The organism is Prolixibacter denitrificans (assembly GCF_003014495.1).
GTDB lineage: Bacteria > Bacteroidota > Bacteroidia > Bacteroidales > Prolixibacteraceae > Prolixibacter > Prolixibacter denitrificans.
The window spans coordinates 183,411-200,798 of sequence record NZ_PYGC01000007.1 but is presented as its reverse complement, the minus strand read 5'-3'; the positions used below and the strand labels follow the sequence as shown (position 1 = coordinate 200,798).

Here is a 17,388-nt window from a genome sequence, read left to right as displayed (position 1 = left end):
TTTTTATAATGATTCTAACCGGATATCTGTTTTTTAATCATTAACTTAAGCCTACTCAAACCAAAAAACAGATTGAAATCATGGGAAAACGTGGAATTGACATCCTTAACCTGGATGTAGAAAAACTCATTAAAACATTAAATGAAGCCTTAAGTGAAGAATGGCTGGCGTATTATCAGTACTGGATTGGAGCCCGTGTAATAGAAGGTCCCATGCGTAGCGAGGTAGAACCTGAGTTGATGATTCATGCCGATCAGGAACTGAATCATGCCGTTATGGTCGCCGACCGTATTGTACAATTAGGTGGAACACCGGTGCTGAACCCGGCGGAGTGGGTGAAGCTAAGCAAATGCAAATATGAAGAACCGACCGATCCGTATATTGAATTGGTACTCAATCAAAATCTAGACGCAGAACGCTGTGCCATTCAGCGTTACAAGGATATCGCTGATTTTACCTATGGGAAAGATCATACAACCTATCAAATGGCCACCACCATTCTAAACGAAGAGTTGGAGCACGAGCAGGAGATTGAAGATTGGCTGGCCGATTTGGAAAGAATGAAACAAGATTTTCTCAAGTTACGTAAATAGCTGAAAACACTTCCCAAACTTGAGATAGTGGTCATTTTCCTACGGGAGAGTGACCATTTTTCTTTTACGTCATCCTGGTATGAGTAGTTTTTGTCAGGAAATTCGGTGGTAGGCAGTCAGTTCGAACCGGAAATAATCCAAATCTCCTTCCGGCAGTTTCCACGAAACGGTTCCTTTAAACGGTATCATAAAACCCTCTGCATCGCGGTATTCTTCCATCTGAGCCATCCATTTATCCAGCTCGAAGTGACCGTGTATTTCGCGGTAGCGTTTGGCAGTAAACATTTCTACCTGCCCAAATGCATTAAAATGAAATACGCCCTCCGCAGTTGTATTACCTGCTTTGATAACCGCCATGGCTGAATTCTCGTCCATTGGGTGCCAGGTTATTTTATCGCTCAGGAAAGCTGTTGGATACCAAACCATTTCACCCAGGTAGCGCATGAGCGAACCCTGATCTATTTCACGTGTTTCAGCAATCGCCAGGTTGCGCAAGCCCAGTAAATTGATGCGCATACTTCCTTTTTTACCATCGAACATGTCTCTTACCAGGATGGGAAATGTATTGGCCCGCCACAGAAATCCGGGTTTTGTTGTAGAGACAAATTGCTCCGCTCTGAACGGCATCCATCTCTGGTCCCTGTCTGTCCTGATTTCGCCCTTCTGGCTGATGCGCAGACGCAGCAATTCTCTTTTATCCACAACTCCGGCATATTTCAAATAGCGTTTGACAGGCTCAGGAAGTCCATTTAATTTGTCGGCCCGAATCACTCCCGGTAGTGAGCTTTCTTCCGCTGACATCAAACGATTTACTTCCCGTGATATTTTTCCTCTGAATACCAGCGAACCGGTGAGGATAACCAACAGTGACAAAACAACAATTCCGGCAAGAATCATTAATACAATGCTCATACTTATCGGGTATTTAAGTTCGACCCGATCAAAGTTAAAAGGAATATAAGGAAAGGCAAAAAGAGAGAAGACTTTCGGTATTGTCAGACAAAATTGGGTAATTGCTGAAATCAGGTCGAGCCCCTGATAACCATTTTGCTGGTGATGTTGTGGATTTCGGGTGTCATCATAAAGCCGTGCTCTGCCTGGATACGAGTAAACAACACTTCGGTGGCCATTTTCCCGATTTCAAAGCCCATGGGTTGGATGGTCGATAAAGGAGGGTTGTACATCGTACTGAAGGGCTCTTCACAAAATCCGATTACTGCGATGTCTTCCGGAATGCGAAGACGATTGGCATAAATGGCTCTCATGATGCCGGTCATGGTCAGGTCGCTTATCGCGAAAATTCCATCCGGGGGATTTTCCTGATTCAAAAGCTGATGGGTTGCACGCTCCACATCATCGATCGATTGTCCGGATATAATGTACTTTTCCTCCACTTCGAGGCCCACTTCGTTAAGGGCCATTTTGTATCCTTTCAAACGATTTTTGCTAATCAATAGATTGGGGTGACCAATGCAGATCGCGATTTGCTTCCTTCCGGTATCCAGTAAATGTTTAACACCATCGTATGTCCCACGAATATCATCAACCAGAACCATGTCGGCTTTAATTTCTTCCGGAACACGGTCGAAAAAGACAATGGGAATATCACGGTCGATGACATTTTTGAAATGACTGAAATCTTCCGTTTTCCGGGAAACCGAAGCAAGAATACCTTCCACATTATTGGCCAACATGGTATCGATACTGTTCACTTCGCGCTCGTAGGATTCATTCGACTGTAAAATCATCAACTGGTATCCATGCTCATGCACGATTTCCTCGATGCCTTCGATAACCGACGGGAAAAAGAAGTAGGAAATATTAGGTACCAATAAACCAATCATCCGGCTTTTTCGGTGACGCAACGAAATGGCCACATGGTTTGGCTTGTAGTGCAGTTTTTCGGCAATCTCTTTAACGGCACGTTTGGTCTCCGGGCTGATGTCAGGATGGTCTTTTAACGCCCTGCTTACGGTTGATTTCGATAATCCCAGGAGTTTTGCAATGTCTTTGATCGTGATACTCTGGCTCATGCATGGTTAAGCTGATGACCATCCAAAGGTAGGAAATTCTTCGTTTATTAAATCTAAGTAACATAAATGTTAAAGAACAATGAAAAAGTTATCAACCGCAACCGGTTGCGAAACCGGTTGAAATGCTAAATGGACTTCAACCTACTGAAAATCTATTGTTTTTGGATGATTGGGAATATAGATTTGTCCGCTGATTGGTACAAATGAAAACATGTTTTCGAAGAATCTCGGATTGAAAATTTGTATTTGAAATCACATAAATCCAAAAACTATGAAACGGAAATTAATGCAGCTTACCCTGCTGCTGCTTATGGTCCCTGTTATTTCTTTTGCCCAGGGAACCGGAGTCATTAAAGGGAAAATCACCGACAAGAAGACCGGTGAACCGCTGGTGGGTGCCAGTGTCCTGATTAAGGGAACTTATACAGGTACCATAACTGATGCCAACGGAAATTACCAACTTACCAAAGTGAAAGCCGGGTCTTTCGATCTGGTGGCTCAGTTCATCAGTTACAACAAAGTGCAAAAAAGTGTCACAGTCAAAGATGGGCAGACTGCAACGGTCAATTTTGCTTTGTCACAAGACCTCATCGGTTTGGACCAGGTGGTTGTAACCGGTGTGGTTAACCCTAAATCGGCCATCAATTCCAGTGTTTCACTGACGAGTCTCAAGCCAAAGGCAATGGAAGAGTTCAGTGCAACGACAACGGCCGAGTTGTTCAAAAACATTCCGGGTGTACACTCTGAGTCGACAGGTGGTGAAGGTAACGCCAACATTTCAGTTCGTGGTGTACCGATTTCGACCGGAGGTGCGAAATTCCTGCAACTTCAGGAAGATGGAATGCCGGTAATGCAATTCGGTGATATCTCCTTCGGTAACGCCGATATTTTCCTGCGCTCCGATCAAACAGTGGCCCGCGTAGAGGCATTGAAAGGTGGTAGTGCATCCACACTGGCCAGTAACTCACCGGCTGGTATCATCAATTTTATCAGCAAAACCGGAGTGAAGAAAGGCGGAAGCATTGGAACAACCATTGGCCTCGATTACCAAACATTCCGCACCGACTTTGACTACGGAGCACCTCTTGGTAACGGTTTCCGTTTTAACATCGGCGGTTTCTACCGCGAAGGTGTTGGGCCACGAAATGCCGGATTTACAGCCAATAAAGGTGGTCAGATTAAAGCCAACTTCACCAAGGAGTTCGACAAAGGTTACGTAAGGTTGTACCTGAAGCACCTGAACGATCGGGCGATTTCGTATATGCCGATGCCGGTCATGGTAACCGGAACCGGTTCGAATCCGACCTATAAATCCATTCCCGGGTTTGACCTGAAGCATGCTGCATTGCAGAGTCCTTATTTTATTCATCAGCTGTCTGTTGATGCCAACGGAAACAGTCGTTCTTTCAACATGGCTGACGGAATGCATCCGATTTCAGATGCAGTAGGAGCTGAATTTAACTTCGATTTAGGAAATGGCTGGACTGTTCACGATAGGGGACAGTTAGCTTTTAACCACGGTTCTTTCAATTCACCGTTCCCGGTAAGCCTGAAACCCGCTGACGAAATGGCTACCAGTTTAGCAGGGGCCGGCGCGACATTGAGTTATGCAAACGGTGCCAATGCCGGTACGCCTCTGACACAGTCACAGCTTTCCAATCTGAATGGAAACGGATTGCTGATGCTGTTGCACACGTTTGATGTGCAATTGAACAACCTGGACAACTTCACCAACGATGTACACATTTCGAAACAACTCGATAACTTCCACGTAACAGCCGGTTACTATCATGCTTCACAGCGCATTGCCATGACCTGGTTGTGGCAGACTTATCTGACCGATGTTCAGAATCAGCCACGCCTGATGAATGTGGCCAGTGCCGACAGTTCATTTTACAGTGAAGGCGGACTGACCGCCCATGGTGTTCCGGCGTGGGGCAACTGCTGTACCCGTGGTTATGATATGACTTACACCATTGATGCTCCTTACGCGAATATGGGAGTCGATGTAACTGATAAATTGAATGTTGATGCCAGTGTTCGTTACGATATGGGAGATGCATTCGGTTATTACCTTGGTAATGAACAAGCTCAGGTTGATGTGAACAAGGATGGCAATATTTCGCCTGTTGAACAGAGCGTAACAGTTTTGGATAACTCCAACCCACATCCGGTAAGTTATTCTTATCACTATGCTTCTTATTCGGTTGGTGCCAATTATAAATTCGATGCGCACAAGGCTGTGTTCGCCCGTTACAGTAAAGGAGGACGCGCCAATGCCGACCGTTTGTTGTACACTCCATTTATTACCGCTGCAGGTAAAACTGTTAAAGGTTTGAGCAATGATGGTATCAAGCAAGCTGAATTAGGATTCAAGTACAACTCGCCGGTGGCCGGTATCTTCCTGACCGGATTTTACAACCATGTGGATGAGCAGAATACCGAATTCAACAAGATTATCAATAACAAGTACAAATCTTACGGAGCTGAACTGGAGACGGTTATTCGGACCGGAAACCTGAATATTAATTCCGGTGGAACGTTCACTAAAGCAGAAATCACGAAGAGTCTTACTGCTGATAACGTAGGTAATACACCGCGCCGTGTTCCAACTCTGATGTACAATATCAGTCCGTCGTACACCATCGGAAAAGGTGCATTGGGAATGAGCCTGGTCGGAACAACTAAAGTATACTCACAAGATGATAACTCTGTTGTGTTACCCGGATTTGCATACGTGAATGCATTTGCGAATTACGCTATAACGAAAGGACTATCGTTGCGGGTGAATGTGAATAACTTAACGAACACACTCGGTTTTACTGAAATGGAAGCGGATCCTTTTACCAACAATTCAGTCAATTACATGCGTGCCCGGCCGATTACCGGACGAGCAACAACAATGACCGTTACCTATTCATTCTGATGTAATGAGGGATTACCTGAATTTGCATAGGTAGGTTTGGAAAAGGAGGGGAGAGAATTACTCGTAATTTTCTTCCCTCCATAACCAATCAGAACAGAGATTGAACACGTATGGAGAATAAAGTACAGCTGATTACGTATATCGACCGGTTCAGTAGCCGGCATATAAATGAATTACATCAACAATTACATCGGGACGAGCTAAAGCCTTTATTTGGTGGCGTTCATTTGTTGCCGTTTTTTTATCCCATCGACCGGGCGGATGCGGGATTTGATCCCATCGATCACCGAAAGGTGGATCCCCGTTTGGGAACCTGGGACGACATCAAAGCGTTGAGCCGGGATGTTGATGTAATGGCTGACTTAATTGTGAATCATGTTTCTGCGGAGTCGCAGCAATTTCTCGATTATCTGGAAAAAGGCGAGAGTTCGCCGTTTGCCGATATGTTTCTTACCTACCGGAAGATTTTCCCTCAGGGAGCAACCGACCAGGATTTACTCAAGATCTACCGGCCACGTCCGGGATTTCCATTCTCCCGTTTTCAGTTTAAAGATGGCACCGAACGGTTTGTATGGACAACCTTTACCAGCAACCAGATTGACATCGATGTGAACAGCGAGCCGGGAAAAGCATACCTGGAAAGTATTCTGGATACATTTCAGCAAGCCGGAATTCGGATGATTCGTCTGGATGCAGCTGGTTATGCCATTAAGCTACCGGGAACATCCTGCTTTATGATCGACAAAACCTTTGAGTTTATCGAATCGCTGACGCAGAAGGCACGCAAACGCGGGATGAACGTGCTGGTGGAAATTCACTCTCATTACAAAACACAAATCAGCATTGCCGAAAAGGTCGACTATATTTATGACTTTGCCCTTCCGGTGCTCGTGCTCGATACGTTGTTTCACAAAAGTGCAACCAACCTGAAAAATTGGTTGCGCATGAGTCCGAGGAATGCTTTTACGGTACTGGATACTCACGACGGAATCGGTATTGTCGACGTTGCTTCGGAACAGGGAGAGCCTGGGTTAATTGACGACAAGGACATTGACCATATCGTCCGGAAAATACATGAAAATTCGGGCGGGCAGAGCAAAAAAGCGACAGGTGCCGCTGCTTCCAATCTCGATCTGTATCAGGTAAACTGTACGTATTTCGACGCATTGGGACGCGATGAGAACAGTTACATCATTGCCCGGGCCATTCAATTCTTTTCTCCCGGTATTCCTCAGATTTACTATATGGGATTATTCGCAGGGACTAACGACATGAAACTTCTGGAAAAGACAAATGTTGGTAGGGATATCAATCGACACTATTACACTAAAGAAGAGGTGGAAGAGTCGTTACAAAAGCCTGTGGTTAAAAAACTGAGAAAACTGATTGAATTCCGCAACACACATCCTGCTTTCAATGGAGAATTTGAAATTCAGGAAAGTGAACAGCATGAACTAAAATTGCGGTGGAATAAAGGCAATGAATTTGCGCAATTGTCTGTCGATTTGAATAATCTGCAATTTACAATCAACCACTCTTCTCCCAAAGGAGAACAAAATCTGGACCTTATATAAAACTAAGTAATGAAAGACTTAAGTCTGAGCCCGCTTGATATTGGTATCATCATCGTATATATCGTTGGTATCATCATCTATGGTCTCAAAAAAGCCAAGAGAAAGGACTCGGAAGAATATTTCCTGGCGGGAAGAAATATGACCTGGCCGATTGTCGGTATTTCGTTGTTTGCCGCGAACATAGGAAGTAGTACGTTAATCGGCCTGGCATCGGATGCATATAAAACCAATGTAGCCGTTTACAACTATGAGTGGATGGCTGCCGTTGTTTTGGTTTTCTTTGCCGTTTTCTTTTTACCATTTTACCTGAAGTCGAAAGTTTACACCATGCCGGAGTTTCTCGAGCGCCGGTACGACAGTCGATCCAGGTATTATTTTTCGTTTATTACCGTATTGGGAAATGTAGTAATTGATACGGCAGCCGGATTATATGCCGGTAACCTGATTTTGAAACTGATTTTTCCGGAAGTTAATTCCACAGTCATCATCATTTTGTTGGCTTTGGCCGCGGCTGCGTACACCATTCCGGGCGGATTGTCATCAGTAGTGCACACCGAGGTGATTCAGGCTATGATACTGGTAATTGGTTCGACTATTCTAACCTACTATGCCTTCTCGGCAGTGGGCGGTTGGTCCGGTTTGATTCATGGCTTGCATGCGCAGATTGATGCCGGAAAACTGCATACGTCCACCAAAGAAATTTTCAGCCTGGTGAAATCGAGCAAAGATCCACTGATGCCGTGGACAGGTTTGGTGTTTGGCGTTCCGTTATTGGGATTTTACTTCTGGGCCAACAACCAGTTCATGGTTCAGCGGGTGCTGAGTGCGAAAGACCTGAATCACGGTCGTTGGGGGGCTTTGTTTGCTGGTTTACTGAAACTTCCGGTCATCTTCATCATGGTACTTCCGGGTGTGATCGCCATTGTACTTTATTCGAATATGGATATTAGCAGTCTGCACTATTACACCGTTAATGACGCTACCGGAGCGAGAATGCTTTGTACCCATCTGTCTCAGTGTCCCAATTTGACGTACCCCGTGTTGATTTACAGTTTGTTGCCAAAGGGAGTTTTGGGACTGGTCATCGCTGGTCTACTGGCTGCAATGTCATCGAGTGTGAGTGCCACGCTGAACTCAGCATCGACGCTGATTACGATGGACTTTGTGCATAAAATTAAGCCGGGGCTAACCAGTAAGCAATTGGTTCGCGTTGGACAGATTGCAACCGTTATTTTAGTGGTGATTGCTGCACTGTGGGCTCCGCAAATCGATCGTTTCGGTTCGCTCTTCCAATATCTCCAGATGGTGCTCGGCTTGATTGCACCACCAGTGGTTGCTGTCTTTCTATTGGGACTCTTTTGGAAGCGAGGGAATGCCAACGGCGCATTTGTCAGCCTCATAACCGGTTTGGCAATTGCCATATTTGTCTTCCTGTCCGAAATATATGGCTGGTCAGACACTATCAACAACATTCATTTCCTGAATAAGGCTCCATTGTTGTTGCTTATCTGTATGGGAGTTCACGTAGGTGTGAGTCTCGCTACCGGAAAACCATCAGCTGAGAAAGTGGAGAATATGACCTGGTCGAAGAAGATTTTCCGGGAAGAAACGGCAGAGTTGAAAGGCTTGCCGTGGTATAAGAATTATCGCTATTTATCGATTATATTACTGTTGCTTACCGCAGCCATCGTCTTCTGGTTTCGGTAGAGATGTTTAGAGTTGCATAAAAATAAACCCTCTGTAAGTCTCCAGTTATCTTACAGAGGGTTTTAGGTATAATAATATAATAATGGGGTAGCAACGTAATGGCTGAAACTTGAATTTCAGCTTATTTTACACCGATTAAACGAATCACATTAGCGCATCCATTGTGGAACGGCCCTTCCTGTAGTTCGATTTCTTCTTTCCAGATTTTCAATTCGCTTAATTCCTGAAAATCATTTCTCAATTCTTCTTCCGAAAAAAGCATCTCGACATCTCGCGGTCCTCCTGTGCGGTTATGAATCTGTTCTTTCGAGAAACCTTCCAGAATAAATGTGCCACCAGGTTTCAGAAAACTCAGCATTCGTCTGTGTCTTTGCGTTCTGTCAGCAGCTGACGCGTGGGCATACACCATGGCAACGCAGTCGAAATGCTCTTCGGGCAGCAAAACCTGGTTGTATCCGGCAAGTTGGTATTGAATATGAACACCCTGCTGTTCGGCTAACCGCATTGCCTTTTTCCGGCCTTCGGTACTGGTGTCGAACGCAGTTACTTTCCATCCCTGCGATGCGGCATAAACCGAATTCCTTCCTTCACCTTCAGCCGGCAATAAAAGTTTTCCCGGGGTTAGCTTTTCCAGTGCTGCCCTGAAAAACTCATTGGGGCTGGTTCCATAAACATATTCTTCAGCTGCATATCGCTGATCCCACATCGTACTGCTCATCTTTCCGTTATTAATCGTAGAGTGATAGTGATATTATAGTAACCTGAAGCTTTCAAAAAGGTTGACCGGAATTCGTTAAAAAAGGTGAAGGAATGAGCACAAAAAAGCGGGCAAGAATTTTTCCCGCCCGCAGTCAATTCAATGGGATTATATTTCCGGAAATTACAGAATATTTCCTGCTTCGTCCATTTCAGCTTTGGGGTTATATACAATTTCGATCATGAATCCATTCGGATCACTAACGTACCCACGGTAGCCGCCCCAAAAAACGGTTTCGGCCTCTCTGACCACTTTGACTCCATGCTTCTCTAGTTTGAATATCACATCGTCAACTTCGGCTTTTGTGCGGGTATTATACGATATGGTAAAATTACTGAAACATTTTGCACCGGGTACCGTCTCAGCATCGCTGGCCAGTGCTTCAACCGGGTACAATGCCAGGATGAGGCCGTTCAGTTTATAAAAAATAATATTTCCGGTACTTTCTTCTGTTTTCTTCCATCCCAGCAGATTGCTGTAAAAATTCTCTGATTCTTTCAGATTTCTAACGCCAAGCGTTATATACGAGATTCTTTGTTCCATGATATGTGTTATGATTTAGTGTAATATTGGTTGTTTCAAATATCTTCCGTTTTTATCTCATATGTGGTCTGGTTTTTCCACGGTCAGCTGGTTGCGTACTTCGCCGGTATTGACAATTGTTCCGGGCTCGAAAAGCAGAATGCTGACTTCTTCTTTTGCTATTGGACGGTGTTCAACTCCACGCGGGATGATAATCAGTTCTCCTTCATGAACCTCAATTGTTTTATCCCGAAGCTCCATGGTAAACGAGCCGTCGATGACCATGAAAAGCTCATCTTCGTTTTCATGGCTATGCCACACAAAATCACCCTGGAATTTAACCACCTTCACCTGTTGGTGATTAAGCTGTCCGATTACCTTTGGGCTCCAATGGTCGCTGAACTTGGAGAATTTTTCTTTTAAGTTGATTTTTTCGATTTGAGACATTACCGAATTTTTTGTTTTCATCTATCCTCAATTAACACACACCCAATAATTGCATCGGAGGGGTATTCTCAATGCAAATTGTCCGATTAATATAGTAAATACAGGTGAGATTAAAAATCGGAAATCGCATATTATGAAAATACCGTTTTATTAAAGAAGCTATTCTGGCAGGATAAAAAGTAAAAAACCCGGCTCAGAAGAACCGGGTCTTAACTTCATATATGGTAATCAGTTTAGTCGAGTAATCCCCGGTTCTTCAGCAGCGGTTCAATTCCCGGTTCTTTTCCACGGAAGTTGACATAGAGATTCATCGCTTCGTCCGTTCCTCCACGTTCGAGAATTTGTGTGCGGAAGGCAGTCGCAACTGTCTGATCAAAAATGTTACCAGCCTCTTTGTATGCCTCAAAAGCATCTGCATCGAGCACTTCGGCCCAGATATAGCTGTAATAGCCGCTTGAATATCCGCCTGAGAAAATGTGAGCGAAGTAAGTTGACTTATAACGCGGAATGATTTCACCAATCAAACCAATTTTATTCATCGATTTCGTCTGGAAACTATTGACATCAATGTCCTGCGGTTCCGTAATGGTATGATAATCCATGTCGAGGAAGGAAGCAGCCAGGTACTCAACCGTAGCAAATCCCTGGTTGAATTTACCGGCTTTCACCAATTTATCAACCAGTTCCTGAGGAATCACTTCACCGGTTTTGTAATGACGGGCATACATCTTTAGTACTTCGGGTTGTGGTGCCCAATGCTCCATAACCTGTGATGGAAGTTCAACGAAATCGCGTGCAACGGCTGTTCCGGACAACGAATTGTAATGAGAATTTGACAAGAGTCCGTGCAATGCGTGACCAAATTCGTGGAAGAGTGTCTCAACCTCATCGTAAGTCAACAATGCCGGCTTATCGCCCGTCGGTTTCGAGAAGTTCGTTACAATCGAGATAACCGGTCGAACGTCTTTACCTTCCTCGTTAAAGTGTTGTTTCCGGTAGCTGGTCATCCAGGCACCACCGCGTTTCGATGCACGCGGATAGAAATCCATATAGAGAACGCCAATTTCAGAACCGTCTCTGTCTTTAACTTCGAATACCTTGCAATCAGGGTGATAAAGCGGCATGTCGTTAAGCTCAGTAAATGTCAGGCCATACAGTTTGTTTGCTACCGCGAAAGCTCCTTCACGAACGTTATTCAGTTCGAAATAGGGGCGCAACTGCTCTTCATCCAGATTGTATTTGGCTTTTCTCACTTTTTCGGCGTAATACCACCAATCCCAGCTCTGCAGCTTGAAATCGCCACCTTCTTTATTAATCATGGCCTGCATATCGGCACGTTCTTCTTCGGCGCGTTTCAATGCCGGTGTCCATACTTTTTCGAGCAAAGCATAAACATTCTCCGGTTTCTTAGCCATGCGGTCGTCGAGTAAAAAAGCCGACCAGTTGTCGTAGCCCATCAGGTTCGCTTTCTGCAGGCGCAGATTCACCATTTTATTGATGATGGCTTTGTTGTCGTGCTCGTTGTCATTGTTTCCGCGGTTGTACATGGCTTTGTACAATTTTTCGCGCAAATCACGACGCTCAGAATAAGTGAGGAAAGGTATCCAGCTCGGCTTCTGTAAGGTGAATACCCACTTTCCATCCATGCCGGCTGCATTGGCTTCTTCCGCTGCAGCGGAAATAACCGATTCCGGTAATCCGGCCAGGTCGTCCTGGTTGTCGACGACGAGTTGGAAGTTGTTTGTTTCAGCCAGGAGGTTTTCACCGAACTGCAGCGAAAGGAGTGACAATTTCTCATTGATTTTCTTCAGCTGTTCTTTTTGTTCGGGTTCCAGGTTGGCACCACCTCTGACAAAACCTTTGTATGTTTCTTCGAGAAGTTTCTTCTGTTCCGGCGACAAGTCGAGTTCATCTTTCTGGTCGTAAACACTCTTGATGCGGGCAAAAAGCTTTTCATTCAGGTTGATTGCATCGCCGTGTTGTGAAAGCAACGGAGCAACTTCTTTGGCAATAGCCTGAATCGAGTCATTGGTATTTGCTCCCTTCACATTGAAAAATACATTGGCTACTTTGTTCAATAGCTGTCCGCTGTATTCAAATGCCTCGATAGTGTTGGCGAAAGTTGGTGCTTCAGAATTGTTGACAATCAAATCTATCTCGGCATTTTGCTCTTCCATTCCTTTTTTGAAAGCAGGCAGGTAATCGGCATTGGTAATCTGCTCGAAAGGAGGAACCTGGAAAGGAGTATCGAATGTTTTGAAAAATGGATTCACTCGCTGTACGGGTTGTTTGTTTGCTGAACACGACAACAGGAATACTGCTGACGCAAGCAGGATTAGCGTTTTACGTTTCACGTTAGTTAAGGTTAATTTGTTAATACTGTTAATTTGCCCGAAAAATAGCAAAATACCCTTATTCGCACAATGTGTTTTAGAGGCAATGGAGCAAAGCGTTGCCTGCACCGGGAATTCCCATTCAACCTTTTTGATAGATAACCAGACGCTTCGAAATGTCTTATCTCTTTCCTTTGGTAAAAAACAGTTGTCGTTAATAAACATTTTGTACAGGAAAATCATTTTATTAAGCAGGAAGTCGTCAGATTAATTGGTCGAAAACGTAAAACCAGTTATTTTCAGCCCAAATTTAATGGTAGAAGCTAATTTGTCTTTCGACAGAATTTTGTTGAAGTAATATTTGCCCGAATGAACATTTTCAGGCGCATTCATATTCACCGGTTTTTCGCATCGCTTTTTCTGATGTTGACATTTGTGTTCACCTTTGGTTTGAACGCAAGTTATGGCATGTTACCTACGACAGCCGGACACATTATACAATCCGGATCATCGGTCAGTGAGTCGCCTTTTAGTTTTCTCGGTCTTGCGAATCTTGACAGACAGCAGTTGTATGATACGTTGATTGTCGTGATTTTCCTGCTTCTGTTTTTCATTCTCCTTACACTCTGGTTGCACAAGCAGCGGCGCAAGCTAAAGGCAATGAACATTGTTCTGTCGGAACAGCGGGCCGAGCAGGAAATGTTGCTGGCTGATAAGCAGAAAAAGCAACGTGAATTGAGCCATTTGAACCAGGTGCAGAATCGGATTCTTTCCATCATCGGTCACGATTTACGTGGGCCGTTATCCAGCATGTACGAAATCTTTCGTGCCTATGCTACGGGTGATATGAAGCTTGATAAGCAGGAGTTGGATGTGTTCATCGAGGAGTGTTACCAGCAAATGGGAGCGGTGTATTTCCTGGCCGAGAATTTACTCTTCTGGGCAAAGAATCAGCATGATGGCATTGAGTCGTTTCCGGGGAATTATCCATTGCATAGCATGGGAGAAGAAGCCATCAGTTTGCTGCAGCAGGTTGCGAATGCAAAGGATATTAAAGTTGAGCTAGACATCGACAAGTATGCCCGGGTACACTGCGATTACAACCAAATTAGCTCCGTTTTACGAAACTTAGTCAGCAATTCCATCAAATTTACGGACCGTGGTGGAACGGTAGTTATATCCAGTCGCGAAATAAAAGATGAGCATATTATAACGGTCAGCGACAATGGTGTGGGGATGGAGCAGGACAAGCTCGATTTGATGCTTAAACAGCGTATGGCATACACAACAAAAGGCACCGATAACGAATCAGGAACTGGTTTGGGTATTAGTCTGATATCGGAGTTTATTGAAAAAAATGGAGGGAAATTAATAGGTTCAAGCCGTCCCGGTCACGGAACTTCTTTTTCTTTTTCGCTACCAATTGCTACCGCAGAAAATATGGATGAAGCCGAATTCTCCGACGAGGAGTAAGAATCTCCCTTTTCGAAAATTTACGTTATTAACTTGTTACTTTTCATAATAAGCCTGTTAACACTTTCTCCGGGTCATCCGAATTTTATATCTTGAATAAAAATTTAGATTGACCATCAACCAAATTATGAAAAAGAATACGCTGTTTTTCCTCATCCTTATTGCTGCCTCTCCGGTGTGGGGCCAACAGGTCCGGAATGGTATTAATGCGGCTCAGTTCGGAATCGCCGGAAAAAAAGATGCTACACCGGTTATTTTAAAAGCGTTGGATGCTTGTTACGAATCGGGGGCTTCTCGATTAACCATCCCGAAAGGAACTTACCATTTTTACCCAGATTATGCTCTGGAAGAATATCTGGCTCTGACAGGCTCTTCTAACGGACTGAGACGAATTGCTTTCCCACTGTTCAACTTCGAAAATCTGATTATTGATGGTTCAGGTTCCACTTTTATTATACACGGGATGATGTTGCCATTCGAGCTTCAGGAATGTAAGAATATCAGCATCCGGAATATCAATATTCGTTTTTTGTCCTCCGTTTGGGGCGAAGGAACAGTCACCGAAGTAAATAAGGAAGGGCATTTCTTTACGATTGAGACCAGCATAGGTGATAGTCTGGAAGTAGAAAACGGGAGGCTTTCGATGACAAGAAACGGAGAAAACCTGCCCGTTAAAGTTGCTGGGTGGCTTCGGACTGATGCTTCCGGTCGCTGCTCGTTTTTGTCATCTAACTTGGGAACATCGGCTAATGTGTCAATAAAACCGTTGCGTTACGGGAACTTTTGGATAGAAGTCTCTCCGAATCAATTGCCCAAAGAAGGATGGAAAGTAGTTTGGAAAGCGGATAGCGAGCGGTTGGAAAGTGAAATCTCGCCGGCGTTTCATCTGACCGGTTCCAATGGTGTTACCTTGTCTAATGTTTCGGTAGTTCACGCGCCGGGCAAAATAATGGTTGCTGAGCAGTCGGGAAATATCATGCTGGACCGGCTGAATGTGTTACCGGATAGCCTGGCTGGACAAAGATTGTCGTCACTGGCCGGAGGTATCCGTTTTATTGGGTGCCAAAAGGAGATTGCCATAACCAACAGCCGTTTTTCGGGAATGATGGGAGCCGCCATATCGGTATCCGGACCAACGTTGAAAATTATAAAACGAATAAGTAACAGTGTTTTTGGAGTTCGACAGATAAGTGAAAAGCAGTGGGGCAGTCAGTTTGCACAGGTTGGAGACACGCTCCGGTTTATTAATTCTGCCGATCTCACTCTTCGCGAAGAACGAGTCATCACACGGATTCGCGACCTGAATGAACAATACCAGGAATTGTGGTTCGATAGGGCGCTTCCGGAAACAGTAAAACCGGGTATATTGCTGACGAATATTTCGCGGCAGCCGGAAGTTATTTTGCGGGGTAACCGGTTGAATAATATGATGGAAGATGGAGTTCGATTGCAAACTTCAGGAAAAATCACGGTAGAGGGCAATCATATCCGCTCAGGAAGACATGGCATCGAGCTGGGAGGTGACCTGGCTTCGACATTCCAGCCGGTAGCATTAAACCAAGTGTTTATTAAAAACAACATGTTAAGACGATGCAACTCAACAAAGGGCAATAGGGCCATGATTTTGATTGGTCCGGTTCTCTCAGATGCTTCGGCTGACACCACCTTTGTTCACCAGGATGTCACCCTGGAGGGAAATACATTTTACAACGAAGGCAAAAGTATCTTAGATGCTACTTCCTCAGCCGGGTTGGTCATTCGTCAAAATACGGTATTCGATCCAAAATCAGTGAAGATGAATTATCCAGTAATACGCTTACTGCATTGCAAGAAGGTCGGGGTTGTTGGGAACCGGTACCTGAACAAGCAAGAAGCGTTTATGCAAGTTGAAGACGTGAAGGATTTGTTGTTTTTTAATAATGAAGGAATTAAGTCTCCATAATCACATGTTTCCGTAACCTTATTTTAACTAACTAATCAACCAAAGCATGAAAACAAACCGACGAAACTTCCTATCAGTCGCGGGCCTGGCATCCGGAGGATTGTTATTGCCATCCATGAAACCGGGAATGCCTTCCATTCCGCAGAAAACAAGAGTTAAACTGGCGGTATCGACCTATTCGTACTGGCATTTTAAGGAGCCCAAAGTGTCGGTCGATAAGATTATTGAAAAGGCGGCCCGGTTAGGAATTGAAGGTGTCGACGTGCTGCACCGGCAAATGGACAGTGAATCCAAATCCTATCTCAATAAGCTGAAGCGCCATGCCTTTGTCAACGGAATCGATTTGGTTTGTTTGTCCATCCATCAGGATTTTGTTTCACCCGACGAAGAAGAGCGGGAAAAGAATATTCAACATACACTTCGCTGCCTTGAAATTGCCGCCGATATGGGAATTCCCAGTATCCGGCTGAATTCCGGAAGGTGGGGAACGCGTAAGTCATTCGACGATTTGATGGCTCACCGGGGGCATGAAGAACCGATTCCGGGCTATGATGAAGACGATGCATTTGCCTGGGCAATCGACAGCATTGAAAAGTGTTTGCCTCGGGCCGAAGAATTGGGCGTAGTGATGGCGCTGGAAAATCACTGGGGCTTGTCCAGCACTCCGGAAGGCATGTTGCGCATTAAGAAAGCGATTGATTCAACATGGCTGGGATTGTTAATGGACACCGGTAATTTTTTGGAAGACCCTTATCAGAAACTGGAAATGATAGCGCCTTACACCGTTTTTGTTCAGGCAAAAACATACTTTGGGGGCGGTGAGTGGTATACCCTCGATTTAAACTACAAACGGATTGCCGAGATATTGGAAAATGTCGGTTATCAGGGATATGTTTCGCTCGAATTTGAAGGTAAAGAGCCTGCAGACGAAGGGGTTTCAAAGAGCATCTATATACTTCGGGAAGCTTTTCACTCCTGACATTTTAGGTGATTAAAAAGCAAAAAGGGGTGCGACTCCCGAAGAAGCAGCACCCCAAAAAAATGGTAGAATTATTTGTAGAAGCATAGGTAAAACGTGTAC

Annotated in this window: 13 protein-coding genes; 7 read left to right on the top strand and 6 right to left on the bottom strand. The window is 44.6% G+C overall.

All coding sequences use genetic code 11. The features are described from left to right. Nucleotides 1-80 precede the first annotated feature (80 nt). Nucleotides 81-593 (top strand): ferritin-like domain-containing protein, encoded by a 513-nt coding sequence (locus CLV93_RS14190; protein ID WP_106542863.1) that lies wholly within the window; start codon nucleotides 81-83, stop codon nucleotides 591-593. 93 nt (nucleotides 594-686) lie between these two features. On the opposite strand, the gene CLV93_RS14185 is transcribed toward CLV93_RS14190, so the two are convergent. Both CLV93_RS14185 and CLV93_RS14180 read right to left on the bottom strand, forming a co-directional pair. Then, nucleotides 687-1,505, bottom strand: coding sequence for a DUF6544 family protein (locus CLV93_RS14185; protein ID WP_106542862.1), 819 nt, complete (start codon nucleotides 1,503-1,505; stop codon nucleotides 687-689). Nucleotides 1,506-1,615: 110 nt separating this feature from the next. Beyond that, nucleotides 1,616-2,626 (bottom strand): LacI family DNA-binding transcriptional regulator, encoded by a 1,011-nt coding sequence (locus tag CLV93_RS14180; RefSeq protein WP_106542861.1) that lies wholly within the window; start codon nucleotides 2,624-2,626, stop codon nucleotides 1,616-1,618. Between the two features lie 271 nt (nucleotides 2,627-2,897). Here CLV93_RS14180 and CLV93_RS14175 point away from each other — a divergent pair, with 271 nt between their 5' ends. The 3 genes from CLV93_RS14175 to CLV93_RS14165 all read left to right on the top strand — a co-directional run bounded on the left by CLV93_RS14175 (nucleotide 2,898) and on the right by CLV93_RS14165 (nucleotide 8,833). Further along, nucleotides 2,898-5,552: a TonB-dependent receptor gene (locus tag CLV93_RS14175; RefSeq protein ID WP_106542860.1), complete on the top strand. Its 2,655-nt coding sequence runs from the start codon at nucleotides 2,898-2,900 to the stop codon at nucleotides 5,550-5,552. Nucleotides 5,553-5,662: 110 nt separating this feature from the next. Continuing rightward, nucleotides 5,663-7,126, top strand: a complete 1,464-nt coding sequence (gtfA, locus tag CLV93_RS14170) for a sucrose phosphorylase (protein WP_106542859.1) — start codon at nucleotides 5,663-5,665, stop codon at nucleotides 7,124-7,126. A gap of 9 nt (nucleotides 7,127-7,135) precedes the next feature. Further along, the gene (locus CLV93_RS14165) at nucleotides 7,136-8,833 is read left to right on the top strand and encodes a sodium:solute symporter (RefSeq protein ID WP_106542858.1); all 1,698 of its coding nucleotides are present in this window, start codon (nucleotides 7,136-7,138) and stop codon (nucleotides 8,831-8,833) included. A gap of 121 nt (nucleotides 8,834-8,954) precedes the next feature. Here CLV93_RS14165 and CLV93_RS14160 read toward each other — a convergent pair whose 3' ends face one another. From CLV93_RS14160 to CLV93_RS14145, 4 genes are all read right to left on the bottom strand, one after another. Beyond that, entirely contained in the window at nucleotides 8,955-9,551 is a 597-nt protein-coding gene (locus CLV93_RS14160) for a class I SAM-dependent methyltransferase (protein ID WP_106542857.1), read from the bottom strand. 162 nt (nucleotides 9,552-9,713) lie between these two features. Beyond that, nucleotides 9,714-10,133: a VOC family protein gene (locus tag CLV93_RS14155; protein WP_106542856.1), complete on the bottom strand. Its 420-nt coding sequence runs from the start codon at nucleotides 10,131-10,133 to the stop codon at nucleotides 9,714-9,716. Between the two features lie 57 nt (nucleotides 10,134-10,190). Beyond that, a complete protein-coding gene (locus CLV93_RS14150; RefSeq protein WP_211297855.1) occupies nucleotides 10,191-10,580 on the bottom strand; it encodes a cupin domain-containing protein in 390 nt (129 codons plus the stop codon). A gap of 212 nt (nucleotides 10,581-10,792) precedes the next feature. Next, nucleotides 10,793-12,913, bottom strand: coding sequence for a M3 family metallopeptidase (locus tag CLV93_RS14145; protein WP_246187248.1), 2,121 nt, complete (start codon nucleotides 12,911-12,913; stop codon nucleotides 10,793-10,795). Between the two features lie 348 nt (nucleotides 12,914-13,261). Here CLV93_RS14145 and CLV93_RS14140 point away from each other — a divergent pair, with 348 nt between their 5' ends. The 3 genes from CLV93_RS14140 (at nucleotide 13,262) to CLV93_RS14130 (ending at nucleotide 17,286) form a co-directional block, all read left to right on the top strand. Continuing rightward, a complete protein-coding gene (locus tag CLV93_RS14140) occupies nucleotides 13,262-14,365 on the top strand; it encodes a sensor histidine kinase (protein WP_106542855.1) in 1,104 nt (367 codons plus the stop codon). A 127-nt stretch (nucleotides 14,366-14,492) separates the two neighbouring features. Continuing rightward, complete coding sequence (locus CLV93_RS14135; protein ID WP_106542854.1) at nucleotides 14,493-16,307, top strand: right-handed parallel beta-helix repeat-containing protein; 1,815 nt, start codon at nucleotides 14,493-14,495, stop codon at nucleotides 16,305-16,307. A 46-nt stretch (nucleotides 16,308-16,353) separates the two neighbouring features. After that, nucleotides 16,354-17,286 (top strand): sugar phosphate isomerase/epimerase family protein, encoded by a 933-nt coding sequence (locus CLV93_RS14130; protein WP_106542853.1) that lies wholly within the window; start codon nucleotides 16,354-16,356, stop codon nucleotides 17,284-17,286. Nucleotides 17,287-17,388 lie beyond the last annotated feature (102 nt).

Coding starts and splice junctions, on each gene's coding strand:
- CLV93_RS14190 (WP_106542863.1), top strand. CDS start 81: ATGGGAAAACGTGGAATTGACATCCTTAACCTGGATGTAGAAAAACTC.
- CLV93_RS14185 (WP_106542862.1), bottom strand. CDS start 1,505: ATGAGCATTGTATTAATGATTCTTGCCGGAATTGTTGTTTTGTCACTG.
- CLV93_RS14180 (WP_106542861.1), bottom strand. CDS start 2,626: ATGAGCCAGAGTATCACGATCAAAGACATTGCAAAACTCCTGGGATTA.
- CLV93_RS14175 (WP_106542860.1), top strand. CDS start 2,898: ATGAAACGGAAATTAATGCAGCTTACCCTGCTGCTGCTTATGGTCCCT.
- gtfA (WP_106542859.1), top strand. CDS start 5,663: ATGGAGAATAAAGTACAGCTGATTACGTATATCGACCGGTTCAGTAGC.
- CLV93_RS14165 (WP_106542858.1), top strand. CDS start 7,136: ATGAAAGACTTAAGTCTGAGCCCGCTTGATATTGGTATCATCATCGTA.
- CLV93_RS14160 (WP_106542857.1), bottom strand. CDS start 9,551: ATGAGCAGTACGATGTGGGATCAGCGATATGCAGCTGAAGAATATGTT.
- CLV93_RS14155 (WP_106542856.1), bottom strand. CDS start 10,133: ATGGAACAAAGAATCTCGTATATAACGCTTGGCGTTAGAAATCTGAAA.
- CLV93_RS14150 (WP_211297855.1), bottom strand. CDS start 10,580: ATGAAAACAAAAAATTCGGTAATGTCTCAAATCGAAAAAATCAACTTA.
- CLV93_RS14140 (WP_106542855.1), top strand. CDS start 13,262: ATGAACATTTTCAGGCGCATTCATATTCACCGGTTTTTCGCATCGCTT.
- CLV93_RS14135 (WP_106542854.1), top strand. CDS start 14,493: ATGAAAAAGAATACGCTGTTTTTCCTCATCCTTATTGCTGCCTCTCCG.
- CLV93_RS14130 (WP_106542853.1), top strand. CDS start 16,354: ATGAAAACAAACCGACGAAACTTCCTATCAGTCGCGGGCCTGGCATCC.